This window comes from Arthrobacter pascens, from assembly GCF_017052465.1.
In the GTDB taxonomy this organism is placed as follows: domain Bacteria; phylum Actinomycetota; class Actinomycetes; order Actinomycetales; family Micrococcaceae; genus Arthrobacter; species Arthrobacter pascens.
This window is the reverse complement of sequence record NZ_JAFHKT010000130.1, coordinates 85,720-110,020: the sequence shown is the minus strand read 5'-3', so window position 1 is coordinate 110,020 and position 24,301 is coordinate 85,720. Positions and strand designations below refer to the sequence as shown.

The window sequence follows — 24,301 nt, the reverse complement described above, 5'->3', positions numbered from 1 at the left end:
CCCCGCTATTCCGCGTCGTAGGCCGCCGCCAGCAGGTGCACAGCCTCCGCGAACGTGGCGCCCTGCGACTTTGCCGCGGCGGCGAATTCCGCGGCGGCCGCCGAAAGCGCTCCCCAGCGTTCATCCCGGGCGCACACGACGGTCCCGTTCCGGCCCTTCGTGGCCACCACGCCGGCAGCTTCAAGTTCCTTATAGGCCCGTGCGACCGTATGGGGAGCCACACCGAGAACCTCGGCAAGGTTCCTGACTGCGGGCAGCCGGGTCCCGGGGGCGATCTTGCCCTGGTCCGCCTGCTCGATGACGTGAAGCCGGAGCTGCTCGTAGAGGGCCACGGAGCTGCCGTGGTTGGGTTTCCACTGTCCGGGGAAGGGCTGGCCGGTGCTCACAGGGCCGGCTCTCCCGCGCTGCCGTTTGCCCGGCCGGGAGTGTTTTGGACGGCCTTGCCATGCGTACCGGTGTCCTGCGCCGCGGCGGCGGCCCTGTCGAGTCCGCGGAACTGGGCGTTGTAGAGCCGCGTGTAATATCCGTCTCCGGACAGCAGGCTCTGGTGGGTTCCCTGTTCAACAATGCGTCCGTGGTCCATGACCAAGATTAGATCAGCGTCGCGGATCGTGGACAACCTGTGGGCAATGACGAAGCTGGTCCTGCCCCGGCGCAACCTCTTCATGGCCAGCCGGATCTGCACCTCTGTCCGCGTGTCCACGGAGCTGGTGGCTTCGTCCAGGATGAGAACGCTGCGCCCGGCCAGTTCGGCCCGGGCTATGGTGATCAGCTGCCGCTGCCCCTGGCTCAGCGAATCACCGTCGTTGCCGAGCCGGGTGGAGTAGCCGCCCGGCAACGCGCGGAGGAAGGGGGCGACGTGGGTTGCCTCGGCTGCGGCCACAATGTCCGCGCCGCTTGCCCCCGGCCGTCCGTACTCGATGTTTTCCCGGATCGTTCCGCTGAAAAGCCAGACATCCTGCAGGACCACGCCGAAATGCGAGCGCAGGGAGTCGAGCGGCACGTCAGCGATGTCGGTGCCGCCGAAGGTGATGCGGCCGGAATCGATCTCATAGAAGCGCATCAGCAGGTTGACCACAGTGGTTTTGCCGGCGCCCGTGTGGCCCACGATTGCCACCGTCTGCCCTGGCAGGACGGAGAAGGTCAATCCGCTGACGGCGGGAACCCCGGGGACGTAGCCGAATGTCACGTTCTCGAACTCGATCCGCCCGCTGAGGCTTTGCTTCCCGGCCGCGGCGGCGGCATCAGCGATCTCCTCCGAATCCAGGAGGGAGAACACCCGCTCCGCGGACGCGGCGCACGACTGCATCAGCGTGAGCATTCCGCCGATCTGTCCCATCGGTTGGGTAAAGAGCCTGCTGAACTGGATGAACGCCTGGACGCCGCCGATGGTCATGGCCCCCGCCGCGACCTGCAGGGCGCCCACCACGGCCACGGCCACGTAGTTGAGGTTGGCGATGAACACCATCAGGGGCTGCACGGCGCCCGACATGTACTGCGCCCTGGCAGAGGTACGGGCCAGCCGGTCGTTTCCGCTGGCGAAAATCTGCGAGACAGCGTCCTGCTGTCCGAAGGCCTTGATGACCTCGTGCCCCGTCACGTATTCCTCGATGTGCGCGTTCAGCGCTCCCGTTGAAGCCCACTGCTCGGCGAAGTAGGCCTGGGACTTCCGGGCAATCAAAACGGTAATGAGGGTGGAAACGGGAACCGAGACAAGGGCTATGGCGGCCAGCAGCGGCGAGATCCACAGCATCATGGCCAGCGAACCGCAGAGCATCAGGACAGCCATGATCACCTGCGTCAGCAGCTGGTTCAGGGACTGGGAGATATTGTCGACGTCGTTGGTTGCCCGGCTGAGCACGTCACCGCGCGTCTGCTCCTGGAAGTGCGACGACGGCAGCCGGTGCAGCTTGTCTTCGACAGCAGCACGCAGCTCAAAAACGAGTTCCTGCACGGCGTTGGCGGTGAGCACCCCCTGCAGCCAGTTGAACAGCGAAGTCCCTATGTACATCAGCGCCACCACCAGCAGCAGCCGCGCCAGCCTGCCCTCGTCAAAGTCACCGCCGACGAACGCCTCCACCACCACGTCCGTGGCATCCCCAAGGAGTTTCGGGGCGGTGACGTTGAGTGCCGCGAACCCGCAGGTGGCCGCCACGGCGATGAGCATCCGCCCCCTGGACGGGGCCAGGAGTCCGATGAGCCGGGCCGCGGCCGCCCGGAAGGCTCCGCCCGGCCGCGCGGCGGCGTGTGCACCCCTCACTGCAGCACGCCTCTCATGGCAGCCCGTTCATGGCGAGCTGGGACTCGGCTATCTCTCGGTAGGTCCGGGAGGTCCGGAGCAGGTGCGCGTGCGTTCCCTGCGCCTCGAGGCGGCCGTCGTTGAGGACGAGGATCTGGTCGGCATCCATGATGCTGGCGATCCGCTCGGCTACCACGATCACTGTGGCGGTCTCCAGGACCGGGACCAGTGCCTGCCGGACGCTCGCCTCCGTTGCGTAGTCCAGGGCGGAATAACTGTCGTCAAACAGGAAGACCTGCGCTTTGCGGAGAATGGCGCGCGCAATGCAGAGCCGCTGCCGCTGGCCCCCCGAAAGTCCGGCACCGCCCTGGCCCACGGCGGCGTTCAGGCCGTTCGGCAGCCTGCGGACGAAGTCGTCCGCCTGCGAACGGCGGAGCGCCTGCCACAGGTCCCCGTCCGTGGCCGCGGGCGCGGCCATCCGCAGGTTTCCGGCCACGGTGCCGGAGAAGAGGTACGCCTGCTGTGGGACCACGGCCATCCGGCCCCGGAGGTCATCCAGCCCGAAGCTGCGGATGTCCCGTCCGTCCAGGCTGATCTCGCCGCCGACGGCGTCCAGGAAACGTGGCAGCAAATTCAGCAGTGTGGATTTTCCGCTGCCAGTGGAGCCGATGATTGCTGTCGTGGATCCCGCGCGGGCGGTGAAGGAGATGCCGCCAAGTACCGGGGTTTCCGCGCCCGGATAGGCGAAAACGACGTCCCGGAACTCCACTCTTGCTCCCGAAGCCGGAGCACCCGCGGCCGGAGTGCCGGCGTTTGGCGTTCCCGCTGCCGACCCGGCGGCGGGTGCTTCGTCGGCAGTTTCCATGCCGGCAACGGCCGGCACCACATCCAGGACCCCCTGAACGCGTTCTGCGCAGACAGCCGCCCGGGGGGCGGTCATGAACACGTACATGGCCATCATGATGGCCAGCAGGATCTGCAGGATGTAGGCGATGAAGGCAGTCAGCGCCCCTACCTGCATGCTGCCGGCCTGAATGAGATGCCCGCCGAACCAGACCACGGCCACAGAGGAGAGGTTCACCACGATCATGATCATGGGCAGCATGCCGGCGACGAGCAGTGCCGACTGCAGGTTGTTGCCCGTCAGCTGCCGGTTCGCCTCGGCAAAGCGCGCCGCCTCGTGGCCCTGCCGCACGAACGCGCGGATGACGCTGGCGCCGATGATCTGTTCCCGCAGGATCCGGGTAACGCCGTCTATCAGCGCCTGCCCCTGCCGGTACAGCGGAATCAGGCGCCGCACGATGACAGTCATGATCAGGACCAGCAGGGGAACGATGGCAATCACGACGACGGACAGGGCCGCGTCCTGCTGGACCGCCAGGATGATGCCCCCGATGCCCATGACCGGTGCGGCGGCCAGCATCGTAAAGACCAGGACGGCGAAGGTCTGGATTTGCTGCACATCATTGGTGGCCCGGGTCACGAGGCTCGGCGCGCCGAAGGCACTGACCTCCTGGGAAGACATCTCCTGGACCTTGGCGAACAGGTCGCGCCGGAGCCGGTGGCCGATCTTCATGGCCACTCCTGCCCCAAGGTATCCGGCCCCCAGCGCGGCAGCGACCTGGACAACGGAGATCGCTGCCATCCAGCCGCCGAGCCGCAGGATCACGTCCTGACGGCCGGGCAGGATGCCGTCGTCGATGATGCTGGCGTTCAGTGTGGGCAACAGCAGGTTGCCGGCCGTTTGGAGCATCTGCAGCACAATGAGGGCCCACACCGCGGCACGGTGTTCCGACAGAAGGCGGCGCATGAGGCCAATGAGCACCGGGCCTCCTCCACATAGCTAGGGCAGAACAGGAGCCTCACTGACCGGCCCCCTAATGGCTTCGTCCTTGTAAGCTACCTCACAGTTCCCCTTGCCTGCTGCATAGGACGCGCCTGGACCGGGTACGGCCCTACAGTTTCCGGCCCACCGCGAAGATCCGGCGGAACGGGTAGACGGTGCCGTACTCCGTGGACGGGTAGGCCTCTGCGAGGCGCTGCGCGTAGCCCCGTTCGAATTCTGCCGCGTCCTCGCGCGACAAGGCTGCCAGGACGGGCCGCAGGGCCGTTCCCCGCACCCATTCGTAGACCGCGTTGTCGCCGGGAAGCACCTGCAGGTAGGTGGTCTCCCAGGCATCCGCCGCGCAGCCGGCTCGCAGCATGATGTCAAGGTAGCGTGCCGGTTCGGCGACGGCGTCATCATGCCGGAGCACGCCGTCGAGCCTGGCGGCCCACGCCGGGGATTCGGCGAGCTCCCGCAGCAGGGAGTGGGACGGGGAACCGAAGTTGCCGGGCACCTGGAGGGCGAACCACGCCCCGGGGCGGAGCGCCGCCAGCCACCCCGGGAGCAGTTCAAGATGCTCCGGGACCCATTGCAGCGCCGCGTTGCTCACCACCACGTCGGTTTCCGGGGACGGCGACCACGCGGCGATATCCCCGAGCCGGAACTCCAGATCCGCCGCCGGCTCCGCATGCGCTTCGGCTTTGGACAGCATTTCCGGCGAAGAATCAACGCCCACCACCCGGGCCCCCGGCCAGCGCTCCGCGAGCGTGGCGGTGAGGTTGCCCGGGCCGCACCCCAAATCGACCACCTCACGCGGCGCAGCCGCGTCGATCCGGCCGGTCAGGTCAAAGAACGGCCGCTGCCGGTGGTCGCCGAATTGGCCGTACTTCGCGGGATCCCAGTGCACATCGCCTCCAGTGGCTTGAAACACAGCGGGCACGCCGCGCCCGCTGACCTGCGGCCGCCCCCAAAGGTGCAGCCAACGCGAGCCTAGCGCCGGTCCCGGGAGAAAGCACGCGCGGCAGGGACACGCACTAAGCTGGAAAGCAATGAAACTCGTTGAACAGCTCCCCGCCCCTGCCGCACGGACAACGACGGCGGAGGCAGACCCGGATTCGCTCTACATGCGTTTCCTGGAGTGGACCGAAAGCCGGGGCCTGGAGCTGTATGCCGCCCAGGACGAGGCCATCATGGAACTCGCCTCCGGCGCCAACGTGATCCTGGCGACACCCACCGGATCGGGCAAATCCCTCGTGGCCATCGCAGCGCACTTCCAGGCCATGGCCCGCGGGGAACGCAGCTACTACACCGCGCCCATCAAGGCCCTTGTCTCGGAAAAGTTCTTCGCCCTGTGCGAGATCTTCGGGGCAGAGAACGTGGGCATGATCACCGGCGACTCCGGGGTCAACCAGGACGCCCCCATCATCTGCTGCACTGCCGAGATCCTCGCCAACATCGCGCTGCGCGAGGGGGCCGCGGCCGACCTCGGCGCCGTGATCATGGATGAGTTCCACTTCTACTCGGACCCGCAGCGCGGCTGGGCGTGGCAAGTCCCGCTGCTCGAACTGCCGCAGGCCCAGTTCCTGCTCATGTCGGCGACCCTCGGCGACGTCAGCCGCTTCGAGGCCGGCATGACAGAACTCACCGGCCGGCCCACCACCACCGTCAGCTCCGCCGAGCGGCCCATCCCGCTGCACTACTACTACCACCAGACCCCCGTGCACGAGACGCTCGAGGAACTGCTGTCCACCAAGCAGGTTCCGGTGTACGTGGTGCACTTCAGCCAGGCCGAAGCCATTGAGCGTGCCCAGACGCTGATGAGCATCAACGTCTGCAGCCGCGAGGAGAAGGACAAGATTGCTGAGCTCATCGCGAATTTCCGCTTTGCGGCAGGGTTCGGCAAGACGCTCAACCGCCTGGTCCGGCACGGCATCGGCGTCCACCACGCAGGCATGCTGCCCAAGTACCGGCGCCTGGTGGAACAGCTCGCGCAGGCGGGCCTGCTGAAGGTCATCTGCGGCACCGACACCCTGGGCGTCGGCATCAACGTTCCCATCCGGACCGTGCTGCTCACCGCGCTCAGCAAGTACGACGGCGTCCGCACCCGCCTGCTCAATTCCCGCGAGTTCCATCAGATCGCCGGAAGGGCCGGCCGCGCCGGCTACGACACCGCGGGCACCGTGGTGGTCCAGGCGCCGGACCATGTGGTGGAGAACGCCAAGGCCATGGCCAAGGCCACCGCCAAGTTCGGCGACGACCAGAAGAAGCTCCGCCAGGTCGTGAAGAAGAAGCCGCCCGAAGGCTTCGTCTCCTGGGGAGAGCCCACCTACAACCGCTTGGTGGAATCCGTTCCGGAGCCCCTGAGTTCAAGTTTTACCGTGACCCACGCGATGCTGATGAACCTGATGGAGCGTCCCGGCGACCCGTTCGCCGCGGCGCGCCGGCTGCTCACCGAGAACCACGAACCCCGGTCAGCCCAGCTGCGGCTGATGAAGAAGGCGCTCTCCATCTACCGTGAACTGCTCGCGGCGGAGGTGGTGGAACGCATCCCGCTGGCCGACCAGGGCGCCGACGGCCGCACCGTCCGCCTGACAGTCCACCTGCAGGCGAACTTCGCCCTGAACCAGCCGCTCTCGCCGTTTGCCCTGGCCGCGCTGGAGCTGCTGGATCCGGAGTCGCCGTCGTATGCCCTGGACGTGGTCTCGGTCATCGAGGCGACGCTGGAGAAACCGCGGCAGATCCTCTCCGCGCAGCAGAAGAAAGCCAGGGGCGAGGCCATCGCCGCTATGAAGGCGGACGGCATTGAATACGAGCAGCGCATGGCGTTGCTCGACGACGTCACGTACCCGCAGCCCCTCGCGGAAATCCTCGGCGAGGCCTTCGAGGTCTACCGGAAGGCAGCGCCCTGGGTGGGCGATTTCGAACTGGCGCCCAAGTCCGTCATTCGTGACATGTACGAACGCGCCATGAACTTCGGAGAATTCGTCCAGTTCTACGGGCTGGCACGTTCCGAGGGCATTGTGCTGCGGTACCTGGCCGACGGCTTCAAGGCCCTGCGCCAGACCGTCCCGCAGGATGCCCTCCGGGAGGACCTGGAAGACCTCATCGCCTGGCTCGGCGAGCTGGTCCGCCAGGTTGACTCCAGCCTGCTGGACGAGTGGGAGGAGCTGACGTCCGGTGCGGCACCGACTCCGCACGACGCGCCGCCCCCGCCGCCGCCGTCGCTGACTTCCAACACGCGGGCCTTCCGTGTCATGGTCAGGAACGAAATGTTCCGCCGCGTGGAGCTGTTCGCGGACGAGGACGCCGCGGCGCTGGGCGAGCTCGACGGCGACGCCGGCTGGGATGCCGACCGCTGGGAGGACATCCTGGACGACTACTTCGACGAGCACGACGATATCGGCACCGGCCCCGATGCCCGCGGCCCGGGACTGCTGATGCTCACGGAGGGACCGGACGTGTGGAAGGTCCGCCAGATCTTCGATGATCCCGCAGGCAACCATGACTGGGGCATCTCCGCAGAGGTGGACCTCGCTGCCTCCGACGAGACCGGCACCGCCGTGGTCCGGGTGACAGAGGTCAACAGGCTCTGACGGCCACCCGGGGCTGGCTCAAGCACAAGCGCGGTCCCCTCCCCGGCCCTAGTAAGCTCGGAACATGAGCGTAATCCGTCCCGCAACCCCGGCCGATGTCCCCGTAATCCTGCAGATGATCCATGAACTGGCCATCTACGAGAAGGAACCGGACGCCGTCCGGAACACGCCGGAGATGCTGGCCGAGGTGCTTTTCGGCGAGCACCCCCGAGTGTTCGCCCACATGGCCGAGAACGACGCCGGAGAGGTCCGGGGATTCGCCCTCTGGTTCCTGAACTACTCGACGTGGGAAGGCGTCCACGGCATCTACCTGGAAGACCTCTACGTCACTCCCGAGGCGCGCGGCGAGGGCCACGGCAAGGCGCTCCTGCAGCATCTGGCGGCCACCGCCGTCGAACGCGGGTACGCCCGGGTTGAGTGGAGCGTCCTGGACTGGAACGAACCCTCCATCAATTTCTACCGGAAGCTCGGGGCGAACCCGATGGAGGAGTGGTCCACCTTCCGCCTCACCGGCGACGCCCTGGCAGCGTTCGGGGCCCGCAGCGGGGCGGGCGCCCGTGGCTGAGGCAGCTGTGAACGCTGTCGATGCTGCCGTCCACACTGTCCGCGCCCGGCATGAGTTCCGCGGGATGCGCACGGCGGAGCACTACTTCACTGTCCCGCTGGACCATTTCAATGCGTCCCCCGGCCAGGACGCCGCCGAGACCATCACCGTCTTTGCGCGCGAGTACGTATCCGCAGATCACAGCGAAGCAGCGGCGGAAAAGCTGCCGTGGCTCCTGTACCTGCAGGGCGGACCCGGCGGCCGCGGCAACCGGCTGATGTCCCTCGGCGGCTGGAGCAAGGCGGCCGCGAAGGATTTCCGGATCCTCATGCTGGACCAGCGCGGCACCGGGCTGTCCTCCCCCATCGACCGGAACACGCTTCCGGCCAGGGGCGACGCCGCTGCCCAGGCCCGCTACCTCGAACATTTCCGCGCCGATTCGATTGTGGCCGACGCGGAGCTGGTCCGCCGCGCCCTGGGATCGGAGCCGTGGAGCATCTACGGCCAGAGCTACGGCGGATTTTGCGCGTTGACGTACCTCTCGTTCGCCCCCGAAGGGCTGCGGGAAGTCCTCATCACCGGCGGGCTGGCCCCGCTGACGGGGTCTGCAGAACGTGTGTACCGGGAAACCTTCAAGCGCGTGGCCGCCCGCAACGCGGAGTATTTTGGCTGGTATCCGGAAGACCGCGCGACCGTCGACCGGATCGCCCGCCACCTCCGGAGTACGGACGAATTCCTGCCCGGCGGTGAACGCCTGACCGTGGAGCGGTTCCAGATGGCGGGCGCCTTCCTCGGCGGGAACACCAGGGTGGACGGGCTCCACAACCTGCTGGAGGATGCCTTCGTGGACACGCCCCGCGGCGCCCGGCTGTCCGATACCTTCCTCGAGCAGCTCCGCTCCCTGGTCTCACGGGCCGGCAATCCGCTCTACGCGCTGATGCATGAATCCATTTACGGCCAGGGCTCGGCCACGGATTGGGCAGCGTGGCGGGTCCTCCGGGAGTTCCCGGAGTTCAGCCCGGACGCACCGGAACTCCTGCTGACCGGCGAGATGGTGTATCCGTGGTACTTCGAGCAGGACCAGGCGCTGCGCCCGCTGAAGGAAGTGGCCGGACTGCTGGCAGCAAAGCCGGACTGGAAGCCGCTCTACGACCCGCTCCGGCTGGCGGCCAATACCGTGCCGGCGGCAGCGGCCGTATACACCGACGACATCTACGTGGAGCGCGGCCTGTCCCTGGAGACCGCCGCAGCTGTCCGCGGCCTGCAGGTCTGGGAATCGGCCGACTTCCACCACGACGGCATCGCCGACGACGGCGAAGCAATCTTCGGCCGCCTGCTGGGCATGGTGCGGTCAGTCAGGGACTGACCCGACGGGCTTCGATCGCCCTGCCAGCAGGGCAACGACGGCGGCCGCAAGGACCGCGACACCGAGCACGCCGCCGGCCAGGTTGAGGCCAAGGTATCCGACCCAGCTCAGGACCAGGCCCGAGACAGCCCCGCCCACAGCACCCGCCACGCCCATCATCATGTCCGAGACGCCCTGCACGGCCACCCGGTCCTTCTGGCTGACGCTTTCAGCAAGGAGAGTGGATCCGGCGATGGTGGAGGCAGACCATCCCACGCCCAGGAGCACGAGACCGACCGCGACCGCCGCCGTCGACCCTTGGCCGAAGCCGGCCACCAGAACAGCGGCGAGCAGGGTGGCGAGGCCAAGCGCAATGGTCTGCGTCCTCCCGAGCTTGTCGGTCAGCCACCCCATGACCGGGGAGAGCGCGAACATCCCCGCGATGTGCAGCGAGATGGTGAAGCCGATAATGACCAGCGCATCGCTTCCGGCGGCATGGCTGCCGTGGACACTGTGCGGGCCCGCAACGAGTGCCTGCAGGTGGAGCGGCGTCATGGACATGACGCCCACCATCATGGCGTGGGCCCCGACGACGGCGGCCAGCGCCAGGATCGCGGCCGGTGCGTGGCGGACCGCCCGAAGGCCCCTTGCGAGTGAGCCTCCGGCTGGCGCCGGAACCGGCGCGCCGCCTGCGGGAGGCCCGGCGGGCTGGGCCCGTGCGGCAAGTTGCCGCGCCAGAATGAGGGGGTCGGGGCGAAGCCCGGCCAGGAGCAGGCCGCAGGCAAGAAGCAGCCCGGCGGCGGAGATGACGAACGGTCCAGCAATGGGCGGCAAGCCCAGGCTCTGCCCCACCACCGCGCCGGGCTGGACCAGGTTGGGCCCGGCCACGGCTCCGACAGTGATGGCCCACACGACGGCGGACAGGGAACGTCCGCGGTGCTCAGCGTCTGCCAGATCGACGGCGGCGAAACGGGCCTGCAGGTTGGCGGCTGTGCCCACCCCGACGCCGGCCGCGCCAAGCACCAGGAACACGAAAATGCCCGTGACCACGGACACCACGATGAGGAGCGCGCCGGCGAGGGCCGCGGCCAGACCGGTGGCCAGGCTGATCCTGCGTCCACGGCGCTCGGCCAGCGAGGCCAGCGGCAGCGCCGCCAGCGCAGCAGCGAGGGTCATCATGGTGGCGACCGACCCGGCCCATGCCTCGGAGCCGGACAGGTCGACGGCGAGCAGGGAGCCGATGGAAACGGTGGCTCCTGTAACGATGGCGCTGAGCAACTGCGCGGACCCCAGGAGCAGCACGGTGCGGCGCTGCACCTGGCGCACATCCGGCTCTGCCCGGGAAGTGGTTGCCATCCTCCGAGCATAGTCCGGGCCCGGCGGCACGAGGAGGCTCCACTGCAAAGTTTTTGAAGCGAGAACCCCGGCCACGCAGTGACCGGGGTTCTCGCCGCAGTCCCTCGGAGGGCTGCCTAAGGCCTGGAGGCCCTACGTCTGGTCCACGTCCACGTCGCTCCGGCTCTTCCGGGCGTCCTCCTCGAGGCGGGCGTCCATTTTGGCCTGCTTTGCCTTGGAACTGACCAGGCTGGCGATCACGGCGACGACGATGGTGCCCACGATGACCGCCAGAGAAACGTACGTGGGGATCTCGGGTGCCCACTCGATGTGGTGGCCGCCGTTGATGAACGGCAGTTCGTTCACGTGCATGGCGTGCAGGATCAGCTTCACGCCGATGAACGCCAGGATCACGGACAGCGCGTGCTTCAGGTAGACCAGGCGGTTCATCAGGCCGCCGAGCAGGAAGTAGAGCTGGCGCAGGCCCATGAGCGCGAAGATGTTCGCCGTGAAGACGATGAACGCACTCTGCGTGAGGCCGAAGATCGCGGGGATGGAGTCCACGGCGAACAGCAGGTCCGTCATGCCGATGGTCACGAAGACGATCAGCATGGGGGTGAAGACCTTCTTGCCGTTGACCACGGTGCGGAGCTTGCCGCCGTCGAACTTCTCCGACATGGGGATGACGGTGCGGATCTTGGCGATGATCGGGTTTTCCCGGTCCTCTTCATCTTCGCCTTCGTCCTGGGCCTGCTTCCACGCCGTCCACAGCAGGAAGGCACCAAAGATATAGAAGACCCAGCTGAACTGCTCGATGACGATCGCTCCGAGCATGATGAAGATGCCGCGCAGGATGAGGGCGATGATGATGCCCACCATCAGCACTTCCTGCTGGTACTTACGGGGCACCGAGAAGCGGGCCATGATGATGATGAAGACGAAGAGATTGTCGATGCTCAGGCTGTATTCGGTCACCCAGCCGGCGACGAACTGCCCGCCGTACTCCGGGCCCGCGAACATGAACATGGCACCGGCAAAGACCAAGGCAAGAGCCACATAGAAGGCGACCCAGAGGCCGGCTTCCTTCATGGAGGGTTCGTGCGGACGCCGCACCACCAGGAGCAGGTCTAACAGGAGGATGATGCCGAGGACGACGAACGAGCCGACCTCAAACCAGACGGGAAGCTGCACAGAGATACCTTTCGCAGGGTACAAAAAACTGGTGTAAGTCTCTCCGGCGAACCTGTGCACTTAGTGCTGATTTGGTTGCCCGCTACGCCCGGCAAGGCATCTGTGCCTTGCGTGTTGACGTCCGTAGCGCTTGGGATACTCCCCTACGTGACCTCAACTTTACCTCACGCCGGCGCCTGCCCGCGCCTACCTCAGGCGTGCCCGGCTGCGTGCATCTGGCGGAGTTCCTTTTTCAGCTCGCCCACTTCGTCGCGGAGCCGGGCAGCCAGCTCGAACTGCAGCTCGGCTGCGGCGCCGTGCATCTGCTCCGTCAGCTGTTCGATCAGCCCGACCAAATCCTCGGCGGGGGCCGCCGCGAGACCGTCCGCCCGGACCGTCGCCGCACCCTTGGCCCCCGACTTGCCGCGTTTGGCGCCCTTGGCCAGGCGGTTGTTGTTCAGCAGTTCCTGGGTGTCGGCGTCCTCCTTGGCAATCTGGTCCGTGATGTCCGCGATCTTCTTCCGCAGCGGCTGCGGATCCACGCCGTTTTCGGTGTTGTAGGCGACCTGGATGGCCCGGCGGCGGTTTGTCTCGTCGATAGCATGGGCCATGGAGTCGGTGATGCGGTCCGCATACATGTGCACCTGCCCGGACACGTTCCTGGCCGCACGGCCGATGGTCTGGATCAGCGACGTGGACGACCGCAGGAAGCCTTCCTTGTCCGCATCCAGGATGCTCACGAGCGACACTTCAGGCAGGTCAAGACCTTCGCGGAGCAGGTTGATGCCCACGAGGACGTCAAACGTTCCCATCCGCAGTTCGCGGAGCAGTTCCACGCGGCGAAGGGTGTCCACATCCGAGTGCAGGTACTCGACTTTGACGCCGTGCCCCAGGAGGTAGTCGGTGAGGTCCTCGGCCATGCGTTTGGTGAGAGTCGTGACCAGGATGCGTTCGTTCTTCTCGGTGCGGGTCCGGATCTCATCCAGCAGGTCGTCGATCTGGCCCTTGGTGGGTTTCACGACCACCTCGGGGTCGATCAGGCCGGTGGGGCGGATAATCTGCTGGACAAAGCCGTCCGCCTTGCCGAGCTCGTACTTGCCCGGGGTGGCGGACAGGTAGACCGTCTGGCCCACGCGGTCCTGGAACTCATCCCACTTGAGCGGGCGGTTGTCCATCGCCGAGGGAAGCCGGAAGCCGTGGTCCACCAGGTTGCGTTTGCGCGACATGTCGCCCTCGTACATGGCACCGATCTGCGGCACGGTGACGTGGGATTCATCAATCACGAGGAGGAAGTCGTCCGGGAAGTAGTCGAGGAGGCAGTGCGGCGCGGTGCCGCGGGCGCGTCCGTCGATGTGCGAAGAATAGTTCTCGATGCCGTTGCAGAAGCCCATCTGCTGCATCATTTCCAGGTCGTACGTGGTGCGCATCCGGAGCCGCTGGGCCTCCACGAGCTTGTTCTGGCCCTCGAGCACCGCGAGCCGCTCGGCAAGTTCGTCTTCAATCCGCTTGATCGCCCGGCTCATCCGTTCCGGGCCGGCCACATAGTGCGAGGCCGGGAAGACGTACATTTCGGTCTCGTCCCGGATGACCTCCCCGGTGAGCGGGTGCAGCGTATGGATGTTCTCAATCTCGTCGCCAAAGAACTCGATCCGGATGGCAAGCTCTTCGTACATCGGAATGATTTCCACGGTGTCGCCGCGCACCCGGAACGTGCCGCGGTGGAAGTCCATGTCATTGCGGGTGTATTGCATGGAGACGAATTTCCGGAGCAGATCGTCGCGGTTCATCTCCGCCCCCTTGCGGAGGGTCACCATGCCGGCGATGTACTCTTCCGGTGTGCCGAGGCCGTAGATGCAGGAGACGGTGGCCACCACGATCACGTCCCGGCGGGTCAGCAGCGCATTCGTGGCAGAGTGCCGGAGCCGTTCCACTTCCTCGTTAACGGAGGAGTCCTTCTCAATGAACGTATCCGTCTGCGCCACGTAGGCCTCGGGCTGGTAGTAGTCGTAATAGGAGACGAAGTACTCCACCGCGTTGTTGGGCAGCAGCTCGCGGAACTCGTTGGCCAGCTGCGCGGCGAGCGTCTTGTTCTGCACCATCACCAGGGTTGGACGCTGGATCTGCTCGATCAGCCACGCGGTGGTGGCGCTTTTGCCGGTACCTGTGGCGCCGAGGAGCACCACGTCCTTTTCACCGTTCTTGATCCGTTCGGTGAGTTCGGCGATGGCGGCCGGCTGGTCGCCGGCGGGCTTGAACTCGCTGATGACCTCAAAGGGCGCGACGACGCGGTTGATCTCCTGCGCAAGACTCATGTATCTAATCTACCGCTGCCCGCAGAGGCGTACGACGGCGGCTGCCAGCCGCTGCTTGCGGCCCACCGCTCCATGCCGGGGCCGGCGGTCTCCATGAACCAGGCCTCCTTCTCCTGGGCGTACCCGGAGGTTGAGCTGTCCGATGCGTGGAGCGCCGCGACCCGGCGCTTTTCGGCAGCATAGGCGTCCCGGGCGGCCGGGTCTGCGGTCAGCCAGTCACGGAAGCCCAGTGCGAAGCGCCAGCCCGGAGAGCCGGCGACGCGGACGTGGAGGTTCACGGGCCGCCCGGGGTCCGCGTTGCCGTGGAGCCGCTTCGACCACGCGGCGGGATCTGGGCGTCCGGCGATGGGGCTGTCGAGCAGGATGCCCGGCCAGGCGGGAAAGCCGGCGGCACCGAGAAGCGGCGCCATGCGGTCCGCTGCCTCCAGGTCCGTGACCGCCATCTGCAGATCGATGACGTCCTTGGCGTCGAGTCCGGGAACGGCCGTGGAGCCGATGTGCTCAACGGCGAGGACTTCGTCGGGGGCAGCGGCCCGCAGCCTGTCCATTAGCAGGCTCGCCTGGCGCCGCCAGTCGGGATCGTGCGGAGCGAGCACCGGCCCGCCGTTTCGGGCGGCAACGGTGGCGTTGCTGATGTTCATGGCGTACGGCACGAGCCGGTCCTGCCACAGCCGGTCCACCTCACCCCGCAGATCCTCCGGCGTGCCGGAGTTGTCCAGCACAACATCGGCCGCCGCCAGCCTGACGTCCCGCGCAGCCTGGGCGGCCATCCGGGAGCGGGCTTCCTCCTCCGTCATGTTGCGGTGCTTGACCATGCGCTGGAGCCGGACCTCGGCCGCCGCGTCCACCACCACGACGAGGTGGAAGCTGCTTTGCTGGCCCGTTTCGACGAGGAGCGGGATGTCCTGGACCACGACGGCGTCCGCGGGCGCCGCGGCGATCACCGCGGCGGCCTGCCGGCGGACCAGGGGATGGACGATGCCATTAAGCTCCGCACGCCGCTCCGGGTCACCGAACACAACGGCACCGAGGCGGGGCCGGTCGAGCCGCCCGTCGGCGTCGAGGATATCTGCCCCGAACGCCCGCACCACGGCCGCGAGGCCGGGCGTGCCGGGTGCCACGACGTCACGGGCAATGGCGTCAGCGTCGACCGGCACCGCCCCCAGCTCTTTGAGGCGCGCGGCCACCATGGACTTCCCTGAGGCGATGCCGCCCGTCAACCCAATCTTCAACACTCCCCCAGACTAGTCCCCACCGCCCCCCTGACCTCGCTCCGCTCACCCAGGGAACCCTGACGGCGTGGGCCCACCCACCGCCCCCCTGACCTCGTGGGCCCATGCCCGGACTAGACTTGGGCGGTGCAAGAGCAGGAGAGCAGGACGTCGTCCTTCACCACCCTGGCCGCCGGGCCAGACTTCCGCCATGAGCTGGAGATCAAACGGTCACGGTTCATCACTGTGCTGCGGCGCACGGACAGCGAAGAGGCTGCCCGGGCGCTCGTGGCGGACCTGCGGCGGGAATTCCACGACGCCCGGCACCACTGTTCCGCGTTCGTACTGGGCCCGGACCGCAGCGTCCAGCGTTCGAGCGACGACGGCGAGCCCTCCGGAACGGCGGGGATCCCCATGCTCGAGGCCCTCATCCGGCGGGAAACCGCGTCCGGGGTGACGGACCTCAGCGATGTGAGTGCCGTCGTCGTGCGGTACTTCGGCGGAATCCTTCTGGGGGCCGGAGGGTTGGTGCGGGCGTATTCCGAGTCGGTGTCCGCGGCCCTTGAACTCGCGCCGCTGGTGCAGCGCAGGCGGCTGCGCCTCTGCGCTGTCCGGGTGCCCCATGCCGCTGCCGGGCGGCTTGAGAACGATCTCCGCGCCGCCGGCTATGCCATGGCCGAAACGGGCTACGAGCCGCAGGCGACTGTCCTGCGCATCGCGCTGCCTGACGCGCCGGAACCGCTGGCGGAAGCGACCGAGCGGCTCGCGGCAATGACGTCCGGAACCGCGGCGCTTGAGCCGGAGGGCACAGACTGGGTGGACGCGCCGCTCCCCCACTGACGGTGCTGGCCGCTGAACTAACGTGCCAGGCCCTAACCAATACTCAGGTTGCTTATCAGTTTCCTGCTTCCTAGGGTTGATGTGTAAGCCAGCACACCGCGCGCCGCGCCCGCATGTCCCCGCGGCACACGCCCGGCGGCGCGCCAAGTTGAAGGAGGACGAATGTCGGAACACAACATCGCAGGCAAGAAGGTCGCCTTTCTGCTCACCCACGGGGTGGAGCAGGTGGAGCTGACAAGCCCCTGGAACGCGGTCAAGGAGGCCGGCGGTGAGCCCACCCTCGTTGCTCCGTCCAGCGGAAAGATTCAAGGCTTCAATGGGGTCGAGAAGGGGGACACGTTTGACGTGGACCTCACCCTGGCGGAGGCCAACGCCTCGGACTTCCACGCCCTGGTGATCCCCGGTGGCGTGGTGAACGCCGACCACCTGCGCGTGAACAAGGACGCCCAGGCCTTCGCCCGGAGCTTCTTCGAGCAGCACAAGCCCGTGGCCGCGATTTGCCACGGCCCCTGGCTGCTGATTGATGCCGGCGTGGTCAAGGGCCGGAACCTCACCTCGTACCACACCCTCGCGACCGATCTCAGGAACGCCGGCGCGAACTGGTCGGACGAGAAAGTGGTGGTGGACCAGGGTTTCGTGACCAGCCGCAAGCCGGACGACCTCCCGGCCTTTAATGACAAGGTGCTCGAGGAAATCGCCGAAGGCGAGCACGCCGGCCAGACTGCCTGAGCCGCCGGAACGCAGCGGCAGCAGACAGGCCGGGCACGTAGTTCCAAAGACAGCAAAAAAGGTGGCCGTCCCCTTCCGGGGACGGCCACCTTTTTACTGGCAATCAGTCTTTACTGGCAATTAGTTGCCGGTCAGCTTCTCACGCAGTGCTGCAAGAGCCTCGTCCGAAGCAAGCGTGCCTGCGCCGGTCTCGGTTGCAGCCGGCTCCGAGGAGTAGCTGGTGGTGCCGGAATCGCTCTCACCGGACGTTGCAGCGGCAGCGTCGTCGGCAGCGTGCTGGGCAACCTGCTTCTTGTGTGCTTCCCAGCGGGTCTGGGCGTCAGCGTACTGCTGCTCCCAGGCGGCGCGCTGGTTCTCGTAGCCTTCAAGCCACTCGTTGGACTCCGGGTCGAAGCCCTCCGGGTACTTGTAGTTGCCCTCTTCGTCGTACTCGGCGGCCATGCCGTAGAGTGCCGGGTCGAATTCGGTGCTGTCGGCGTCGACCCCCTCGTTGGCCTGCTTGAGGGAGAGCGAGATACGGCGGCGCTCGAGGTCGATGTCGATGACCTTGACGAACAGCTCGTCGCCAACGGAGACAACCTGCTCAGCCAGCTCCACGTGGCGGACAGCCAGCTCGGAGATGTGAACGAGGCCTTCGATGCCGTCTTCGACGCGAACGAACGCACCGAACGGAACGAGCTTGGTGACCTTACCCGGAACAACCTGGCCGAGGGCGTGGGTGCGGGCGAAGGTCTGCCACGGATCTTCCTGCGTAGCCTTGAGCGACAGGGAAACACGCTCGCGGTCCAGGTCGACCTCGAGAACCTCGACGGTGACTTCCTGGCCAACTTCGACAACCTCGGACGGGTGGTCGATGTGCTTCCAGGACAGCTCGGAAACGTGGACGAGGCCGTCTACGCCGCCCAGGTCCACGAAGGCACCGAAGTTGACGATGGAGGAAACGACGCCGGGACGAACCTGGCCCTTTTCCAGCTTGTTGAGGAACGTGGAGCGGACCTCGGACTGGGTCTGCTCGAGCCATGCACGGCGGGACAGCACAACGTTGTTGCGGTTCTTGTCCAGCTCGATGATCTTGGCTTCGATCTGCTGACCGATGTACGGAGCCAAGTCGCGCACGCGGCGCATCTCGACGAGGGACGCCGGCAGGAAGCCGCGCAGACCGATGTCGAGGATAAGACCACCCTTGACAACCTCGATGACGGTACCGGTGACAACACCGTCTTCTTCCTTGACCTTCTCGATGTCGCCCCAGGCGCGCTCGTACTGAGCACGCTTCTTGGAGAGGATCAGGCGGCCTTCTTTGTCTTCCTTGGTGAGCACCAGGGCTTCGACCTGATCGCCAACGGAGACGACGTCTCCGGGGTCAACGTCGTGCTTGATGGAAAGCTCGCGGGAGGGGATGACACCTTCGGTCTTGTAACCGATGTCGAGCAGAACTTCGTCGCGGTCGACCTTGACGACGGTACCTTCGACGAGGTCTCCGTCGTTGAAGTACTTGATGGTGGCGTCGACTGCTGCGAGGAAGTCCTCAGCGGTACCGATGTCGTTAATGGCGACTACGGGGGTACCGGGCTTCTCGGTGGAGGTGATGGTCATGTAGTAGGGGCTCCGTTGTGGATAGTTAGTCGGTCAGGCAAACCATCGCGCCCGCGTTATGGAACGCAGGCGCAAAGCACGGCATATCACGCGGATGTGCCGGGTCATCCTGATTTTGTGGATTATAGATACGTGCACCTAGTACACGCCCGTTTATTCTAGTCGCACTCGCCAACGCCGGTCAAAGCGCCGCCGCTACGCCGGAGGCCTGTGACCTGCCAAAATGCTGTCAGAAATGTGTCAGGCAGTGCGCCGGGCGTTCGACAGCGAACATGAGCCGCGCTTTCAGCGCCGCTCCCGGTGTGTGCTCCGTGATAAGTCCTGCGGCTTTCAGGGTGACGGGACAGACGGCCCCCAGATAGACGGATCCGAGGTCGGCGACGTCCAGCGACAGGTCCGGCTCCGAGCCGGCCGGGGCCTCCGTGACGTTCGCTTCCCCGCCGCTGACCTCGACGCGGAACGTGCCACCGGCAAGTCCCAGGGCGTCGCTGATCCCCAGGATGAGGGCGCCGTCCGCGGAGTAGCGCCGGGCGGCCAGCGTCTTGCCCGTGTCCAGGACCCGGAGCCAGAGCATGTCGCGGTGGTCCGAGGACTCGATGCACCGGGGGTCTTCCAGCGCCCATGCGAGCGGGTCGTCCGCCGGGGCCTCCGCCCAGCTGACACGCTCGATCAGGTCGATGCTGCCGAGGAACTGCCACAGTTCCAGATAGGCGGAGTTGGTGGCGGCCACGAGGTCGACGAGTTCGATCGTGTACGGCTTGGTGTCCCAGCCGGCGAACTTGTAGGAGACGTAGCCATCCACGGAGCCGGAGGCGTCGTAGTGCAGTGCGCACTTGATGGCCTCGTCTTCCGCGCCGTCGCGGCCGCAGACGCCTGACACGGTCTGCCGGTAGGCATCCTGCCGGACGATGGAGCCCGGGGTGTGCCGGTGCACGCGTTCGAACACTTCCGGCGCCAGGTCCAGGAGGACTTTCCGGTCCGCTATTTCTACTCTGCCTGTTGCCGCGTGCCGAAGCCGGAACCGGGCTCCGGTGTCCACCTTGATGCTGCGCTCGAACGTTGCCACGCCGTAGCCGAAGCGCCCGTAGATGGAGCCTTCCGAGGCCGTAAGCGCCGCCACGGCCAGCCCGTCGGCTTTGGCGGCAGCGAGGTCTTCGGTCATCATGCGGCGCAGGATGCCCTGGCGACGGTGCGTGCCGCGCACCGTCACAGCCGTCACCATGTGCGTCCGGAGCTGACGGCCGTAGCCGACGTTCATGTCTTTGCGCAGTGTGCCGAACGTGGCCACGGGAACGTTGGCGCCCAGGGAATGCGGTGCAACGTGGGCCGTCTGGTAGACGCCCGTCAGCTCACGGTCATCCTGCCGGTACATGGCCATGATCTTGTCCACGAATTCGTCATTCCGGCGGGTGTCGTGGAAACCGAAGCCCACGGCCTGAATCCAGTCGGTCCCGTGGGCGTAATCGGGCGTGCCCTTGTCCGCCGCCCTGAACCGCCTGATCTCATAGTTGTCTGCCATGTACTGCCCCCTTTGAACCGAATGAATTTGCACCCCAGTGAATCACCTGCGGAGGGCGCCTGATATGGCGCCCTCCGCATCCTGCATCGTCTAGTGGCCTGCGTCGTACCAGCTGGTGCCCACGCCGATCTGCACATCAAGGGGAACACTCAGTTGCGCAGCGGAGCCCATCTGCTCGGTGACCAGCTTCTCGACCGCCTCGCGTTCACCGTTGGCCACCTCCAGCACCAGTTCATCGTGCACCTGCAGCAGCATGCGCGACTTGAGCCCCTGGGCCGCCAGCTCGGCGTGCACTCCCAGCATGGCCCGCTTGATGATGTCCGCGGCAGACCCCTGGATGGGCGAGTTGAGGGCGATGCGCTCGGCGTTTTCCCGCATCTGCCGGTCCGTGCTGGTGAGATCCGGCAGGTAACGGCGGCGCCCTTCGATGGTGGACGTGTAACCGTCGATCCTGGCCTGGTCCACCACTCCCCGGAGGTAGTCGCGGACGGCACCGAACCGGTCGAAGTAGTTCTTCATGAGCGTCCTGGCCTCATCGACCGAAATTTCCAGCTGCTTGGACAGCCCGAACGAGGTCAGCCCGTAGGCCAGGCCGTAGGACATCGCCTTGACCTTGGAGCGCATGGCGCTGGTGACCTCTGCCGGCGGCACGTGGAAGATGGACGAGCCCACGAAGCGGTGCAGGTCCTCGCCCTGGCGGTAGGCCTCGATCAGCCCCGCGTCACCGGACAGGTGGGCCATGATGCGCATTTCAATCTGCGAGTAGTCCGCGGACAGCAGGCACTCATACCCGTCGCTGACCACGAAGATGCCGCGGACCCGGCGGCCCTCCTCGCTGCGGATCGGGATGTTCTGCAGGTTGGGGTTGTTGGAGGAAATGCGTCCCGTGGCCGCGACGTTCTGGGCGTACGTGGTGTGGATGCGGCCGTCTTCGGCCACGGATTTTTTGAGCGTCTCCACCATTTGGCGCAGCTTGGCCGATTCACGGTGGGCCATCAGCTGGACCAGGAATTCGTGTCCCGTCTTCTCCAGCAGGTTCTTCAGCGAGGCGGCGTCTGTGGTGTAGCCCGATTTGATCTTCTTGGTCTTGGGCAGCTGCAGCTCGTCGAACAGCACCGTTTGCAGCTGTTTCGGGGAGCCCAGGTTCACCTCGTGGCCGATGGCGGCAAACGCACGCTCCTGGGCGTCGTCGATCACCCTGGCGAGGTCCGCCAGCTGCTCGTCCATCAGCTCCATGGAGACGGAGATGCCCGTATGCTCCATGTCGGCCAGGACCCGGCTCACCGGCAGTTCCAGTGTGGCCAGCAGTTCCTCGGCCTTGCGTTCCCGCAGTTCCGAGTCGAAGAACCGGCTCAGCTTTTGGACGACGGCGGCGACCTGGACCAGTGCGCCCGACGCCGCGGCGGCGTCGTCGTCGAATGACAGTTCCAGCTGGCCGGCTTTGGCGGCCTCCGGGGAGACGTGGATGTTCAGGTGGTACTGGGCCAGTTCGGCCAGCTCGTAGGTGCGGCGGTCGGGCTGGATCAGGTAGCCGGAGATGGAGGTGTCGTCCACCACCCCTTCCAGGCCGAGTCCGCGGTTGTTCAGTGCTTTCAGGGCTGCCTTGTAGCCGTGCATGACCTTCGGGGACTCCGCGTCCCGGAGCCACTGGGCCAGAACATTCTCAGCCTCGGCGTCCAGTGAGGTGAGGTCGATGTAGGCGGCGGCGTCGTCCCGCACGATCGCGACGGCGTCGGCGTCCTCGCCGATCCGGCCAGGCAGTACATCGACGGCAAGGGCAGACCGCTGGCCGGCGCCGGCCGTGAGGAAGGACCGGAGCGCGTCCGCGTCCGTCAGCGTGGCGAAGTCCCGCGTCTCCAGGGTCTCGCGTTCCGCTTCCGGGGCGTCGCTGGCATAAAGGTCGAAGAGCCGCGTGCGAATGGTCTTGAACTCGAGAGTGTCAAAGAGCTCCTCGAGCGCCTCCTGGTCAGGCCGCGGATCCGCGAGCTCGTCCAGCGTCACCGGCAGGTCAAGGTCGGTGTGGAGCCTGTTCAGCTTGCGGTTGCGCTTCACCGAATCAACGTTCGCCCGCAGCGCGTCGCCCACCTTCCCGCCGATGGCGTCAAGGTGCTCCAGGACTCCTTCGAGCCCGCCATAGAGGTTGATCCACTTCGCGGCCGTCTTGGGACCCACACCCGGCACTCCGGGGAGGTTGTCCGCAGTCTCCCCCACCAGGGCAGCGAGATCCGAATACTGCGCGGGCGAGACAAAGTACTTTTCCTGGATCGCCGCAGCATCCATGCGCGGGATGTCGCTCACGCCCTTCCGCGGGTACAGCACAAACACGTTGTCGGTGATGAGCTGGAAGGCGTCACGGTCACCAGACACGAGCAGGACTTCGTAGCCGGCCTTTTCACCCATGGCCGCCAGCGTGGCCAGGATGTCGTCCGCCTCATAGCCGGGCATCTTGATGGTCTTGATGCCCCAGGCGCCCATCACCTGGTCGATGAGGTCGATCTGGCCGCTCATCTCCCGGGGAGTCTCATTGCGGCCGCCCTTGTACTCGCTGTACTCGGCCTTGCGGTGAGTGGTGTCGTCCGAGACGTCGAAGGCCACCGCGATGTGCGTGGGCTTCTGTTCCTTGATCAGGTTGATGAGCATGGACGTGAAGCCGTGGATCGCGTTGGTGTGCTGGCCCCGGGCGGTTGAGAACTTGTCAGCCGGAAGGGCGAAGAAAGCCCGGAACGCCATGGAGTGACCGTCCAGCACCAGAAGCCGGGGCTGCTCCGTCAGGGGAATGACGGGGGCCTCGGTGGCCGACACTGACGGGCCGGCAGGCGAGGACACCGCGATGTCCTGACGGGTTTCGGTTGTGGACGGGAAGGGGGCCGGTTTGGTTGTTTCACTCACAGGTGCCAGCCTAGTTGCCATGGTGGACAATTTCACTCCCGGCCGTGCCGGAGAGACCAGCCCTGCCGGAGGGGAAGGCCAGGAGGCCCGGCCGCCGGAAGCGGCGGGCACTGGCGATGAAGCGCGGTTCAAGGATGAGCTCCTGGTAGCCGGGGTTCCCGAAAACCTCCACGACTGGCTTGGCGGGTTCGGAATCGGCGCCCTGGTGGTGAAGATGGGGATCCGGTTCCTGGAGATGAGCCCCGAACGGACGGTTGCCACCATGCCCGTGGAAGGGAACACCCAGGTGGCCGGAATCCTCCACGGCGGCGCCCACGTGGTGCTGGCCGAAACGTTGGGGTCCTTCGCGGCAGGGATGCATGCGGGGCCGGGCAGGCAGGCACTGGGCATCGAAGTGGGGGCAACGCATCACCGGTCCATCGCGTCAGGCACCGTGACGGGCACCTGCACGGCCATCCATCTCGGCCGAACGCTGACCACCCACGAGATTGTCATGACTGACGAGCAGGGCCGCAGGCTCTCCACGGCCCGCCTCACCAACCTGATCCGGGACATCGGCCAGTAGCTGCTCCGGCGCCTAACTGCTCCAGCGCCTAGCCCGGCGTGCCCCCGAAACGGTAGCGGAGCTCAACTATGCCCCGCCCCTGGGTGCGGGACTCCGCCAACTCAAGCGGCGGCGTCGGCCCTTTCAGCGGCAGCAGCCGCTTTCCCTGTCCCAGCACGACGGGGATGATCGAGACGATCAGCTCATCCAGCAGGCCGGCGTCGGCGAACTGGGCGGCGAGCTCGCCGCCTCCGACCACCCAGACGTTTTTGCCTCCGGCGTCGCCGGTGAAGTCGCCGGCGAACTCAGCGACGTCACCGCGGACGAACGTGACGTCCGCACCGGGCGGGGCGCTGAATTCGTGGTGCGTGAATACCCAGCAGGGCATGTCGGGGTACGGCCAGTTGCCGGGCTCATGGTCCATGAGCCACTGGTACGTGGTGCCGCCCATGACGATGCAGCCCACTCCGGCCATGAAGGAGTCGTAGCTTTCCTTGCCGCCTTCGAAGCCGTCGAACTGCAGCAGCCACGCAAGGTCATCGTCGGCCGTGGCGATGAACCCGTCGAGGGATGAAGCTACGTAGTACTGGACGCTGGACATGGGCCCAGC

General features: G+C 66.4%; 18 protein-coding genes. 6 read left to right on the top strand and 12 right to left on the bottom strand.

Going from position 1 to position 24,301, the window contains the following annotated elements:
• Nucleotides 1-5 precede the first annotated feature (5 nt).
• From JYA52_RS09730 to JYA52_RS09715, 4 genes are all read right to left on the bottom strand, one after another.
• A complete protein-coding gene (locus tag JYA52_RS09730; protein WP_205652976.1) occupies nucleotides 6-386 on the bottom strand; it encodes a GntR family transcriptional regulator in 381 nt (126 codons plus the stop codon).
• Complete coding sequence (locus JYA52_RS09725; RefSeq protein ID WP_205653000.1) at nucleotides 383-2,167, bottom strand: ABC transporter ATP-binding protein; 1,785 nt, start codon at nucleotides 2,165-2,167, stop codon at nucleotides 383-385. Before JYA52_RS09725 ends, JYA52_RS09730 begins: the two co-directional genes overlap by 4 nt.
• A gap of 106 nt (nucleotides 2,168-2,273) precedes the next feature.
• A complete protein-coding gene (locus JYA52_RS09720; RefSeq protein ID WP_372433783.1) occupies nucleotides 2,274-4,064 on the bottom strand; it encodes an ABC transporter ATP-binding protein in 1,791 nt (596 codons plus the stop codon).
• Between the two features lie 130 nt (nucleotides 4,065-4,194).
• Nucleotides 4,195-4,971, bottom strand: a complete 777-nt coding sequence (locus tag JYA52_RS09715) for a trans-aconitate 2-methyltransferase (RefSeq protein ID WP_205652975.1) — start codon at nucleotides 4,969-4,971, stop codon at nucleotides 4,195-4,197.
• Nucleotides 4,972-5,113: 142 nt separating this feature from the next.
• Between JYA52_RS09715 and JYA52_RS09710 the strand changes: the two genes are divergently transcribed.
• From JYA52_RS09710 to JYA52_RS09700, 3 genes are all read left to right on the top strand, one after another.
• Complete coding sequence (locus tag JYA52_RS09710; RefSeq protein WP_205652974.1) at nucleotides 5,114-7,657, top strand: DEAD/DEAH box helicase; 2,544 nt, start codon at nucleotides 5,114-5,116, stop codon at nucleotides 7,655-7,657.
• A gap of 64 nt (nucleotides 7,658-7,721) precedes the next feature.
• The gene (locus tag JYA52_RS09705; protein ID WP_205652973.1) at nucleotides 7,722-8,222 is read left to right on the top strand and encodes a GNAT family N-acetyltransferase; all 501 of its coding nucleotides are present in this window, start codon (nucleotides 7,722-7,724) and stop codon (nucleotides 8,220-8,222) included.
• A gap of 64 nt (nucleotides 8,223-8,286) precedes the next feature.
• Nucleotides 8,287-9,567 carry an alpha/beta fold hydrolase gene (locus JYA52_RS09700; RefSeq protein WP_205652998.1) on the top strand — a complete coding sequence of 427 codons (1,281 nt, stop codon included), beginning with the start codon at nucleotides 8,287-8,289 and terminating at the stop codon, nucleotides 9,565-9,567.
• Here JYA52_RS09700 and JYA52_RS09695 read toward each other — a convergent pair.
• From JYA52_RS09695 to coaE, 4 genes are all read right to left on the bottom strand, one after another.
• A complete protein-coding gene (locus tag JYA52_RS09695) occupies nucleotides 9,553-10,902 on the bottom strand; it encodes an MFS transporter (protein ID WP_205652972.1) in 1,350 nt (449 codons plus the stop codon). The two genes, JYA52_RS09700 and JYA52_RS09695, sit on opposite strands and share 15 nt — an antisense overlap.
• A 132-nt stretch (nucleotides 10,903-11,034) precedes the next feature.
• Nucleotides 11,035-12,072: a TerC family protein gene (locus JYA52_RS09690; RefSeq protein ID WP_205652971.1), complete on the bottom strand. Its 1,038-nt coding sequence runs from the start codon at nucleotides 12,070-12,072 to the stop codon at nucleotides 11,035-11,037.
• A gap of 191 nt (nucleotides 12,073-12,263) precedes the next feature.
• Nucleotides 12,264-14,363 (bottom strand): excinuclease ABC subunit UvrB, encoded by a 2,100-nt coding sequence (gene uvrB / locus JYA52_RS09685; RefSeq protein WP_205652970.1) that lies wholly within the window; start codon nucleotides 14,361-14,363, stop codon nucleotides 12,264-12,266.
• Complete coding sequence (gene coaE, locus JYA52_RS09680) at nucleotides 14,360-15,598, bottom strand: dephospho-CoA kinase (protein ID WP_205652969.1); 1,239 nt, start codon at nucleotides 15,596-15,598, stop codon at nucleotides 14,360-14,362. Before coaE ends, uvrB begins: the two co-directional genes overlap by 4 nt.
• Nucleotides 15,599-15,721: 123 nt before the next feature.
• Between coaE and JYA52_RS09675 the strand changes: the two genes are divergently transcribed.
• Entirely contained in the window at nucleotides 15,722-16,414 is a 693-nt protein-coding gene (locus JYA52_RS09675) for an IMPACT family protein (RefSeq protein ID WP_307869345.1), read from the top strand.
• Between the two features lie 162 nt (nucleotides 16,415-16,576).
• Nucleotides 16,577-17,143: a type 1 glutamine amidotransferase domain-containing protein gene (locus JYA52_RS09670; protein ID WP_205652968.1), complete on the top strand. Its 567-nt coding sequence runs from the start codon at nucleotides 16,577-16,579 to the stop codon at nucleotides 17,141-17,143.
• A gap of 120 nt (nucleotides 17,144-17,263) precedes the next feature.
• Here JYA52_RS09670 and rpsA read toward each other — a convergent pair whose 3' ends face one another.
• From rpsA to polA, 3 genes are all read right to left on the bottom strand, one after another.
• Complete coding sequence (rpsA, locus tag JYA52_RS09665; protein ID WP_026537355.1) at nucleotides 17,264-18,739, bottom strand: 30S ribosomal protein S1; 1,476 nt, start codon at nucleotides 18,737-18,739, stop codon at nucleotides 17,264-17,266.
• A 229-nt stretch (nucleotides 18,740-18,968) separates the two neighbouring features.
• Nucleotides 18,969-20,258, bottom strand: coding sequence for a GNAT family N-acetyltransferase (locus JYA52_RS09660; RefSeq protein WP_205652967.1), 1,290 nt, complete (start codon nucleotides 20,256-20,258; stop codon nucleotides 18,969-18,971).
• A 90-nt stretch (nucleotides 20,259-20,348) separates the two neighbouring features.
• Complete coding sequence (polA, locus tag JYA52_RS09655; RefSeq protein WP_425545812.1) at nucleotides 20,349-23,147, bottom strand: DNA polymerase I; 2,799 nt, start codon at nucleotides 23,145-23,147, stop codon at nucleotides 20,349-20,351.
• 19 nt (nucleotides 23,148-23,166) lie between these two features.
• On the opposite strand from polA, the gene JYA52_RS09650 reads away from it, so the two are divergent.
• Nucleotides 23,167-23,712 (top strand): hotdog fold thioesterase, encoded by a 546-nt coding sequence (locus JYA52_RS09650; protein WP_205652966.1) that lies wholly within the window; start codon nucleotides 23,167-23,169, stop codon nucleotides 23,710-23,712.
• Nucleotides 23,713-23,740: 28 nt separating this feature from the next.
• On the opposite strand, the gene JYA52_RS09645 is transcribed toward JYA52_RS09650, so the two are convergent.
• On the bottom strand, nucleotides 23,741-24,292 hold the full coding sequence (locus JYA52_RS09645) for a dihydrofolate reductase family protein (RefSeq protein ID WP_205652965.1): 552 nt from the start codon (nucleotides 24,290-24,292) through the stop codon (nucleotides 23,741-23,743).
• Nucleotides 24,293-24,301 lie beyond the last annotated feature (9 nt).

Coding starts and splice junctions, on each gene's coding strand:
- JYA52_RS09725 (WP_205653000.1), bottom strand. CDS start 2,167: ATGCTCATCGCCGTGGCGGCCACCTGCGGGTTCGCGGCACTCAACGTC.
- JYA52_RS09710 (WP_205652974.1), top strand. CDS start 5,114: ATGAAACTCGTTGAACAGCTCCCCGCCCCTGCCGCACGGACAACGACG.
- JYA52_RS09705 (WP_205652973.1), top strand. CDS start 7,722: ATGAGCGTAATCCGTCCCGCAACCCCGGCCGATGTCCCCGTAATCCTG.
- JYA52_RS09700 (WP_205652998.1), top strand. CDS start 8,287: ATGCGCACGGCGGAGCACTACTTCACTGTCCCGCTGGACCATTTCAAT.
- JYA52_RS09695 (WP_205652972.1), bottom strand. CDS start 10,902: ATGGCAACCACTTCCCGGGCAGAGCCGGATGTGCGCCAGGTGCAGCGC.
- uvrB (WP_205652970.1), bottom strand. CDS start 14,363: ATGAGTCTTGCGCAGGAGATCAACCGCGTCGTCGCGCCCTTTGAGGTC.
- JYA52_RS09670 (WP_205652968.1), top strand. CDS start 16,577: ATGTCGGAACACAACATCGCAGGCAAGAAGGTCGCCTTTCTGCTCACC.
- rpsA (WP_026537355.1), bottom strand. CDS start 18,739: ATGACCATCACCTCCACCGAGAAGCCCGGTACCCCCGTAGTCGCCATT.
- JYA52_RS09660 (WP_205652967.1), bottom strand. CDS start 20,258: ATGGCAGACAACTATGAGATCAGGCGGTTCAGGGCGGCGGACAAGGGC.
- JYA52_RS09650 (WP_205652966.1), top strand. CDS start 23,167: ATGGTGGACAATTTCACTCCCGGCCGTGCCGGAGAGACCAGCCCTGCC.
- JYA52_RS09645 (WP_205652965.1), bottom strand. CDS start 24,292: ATGTCCAGCGTCCAGTACTACGTAGCTTCATCCCTCGACGGGTTCATC.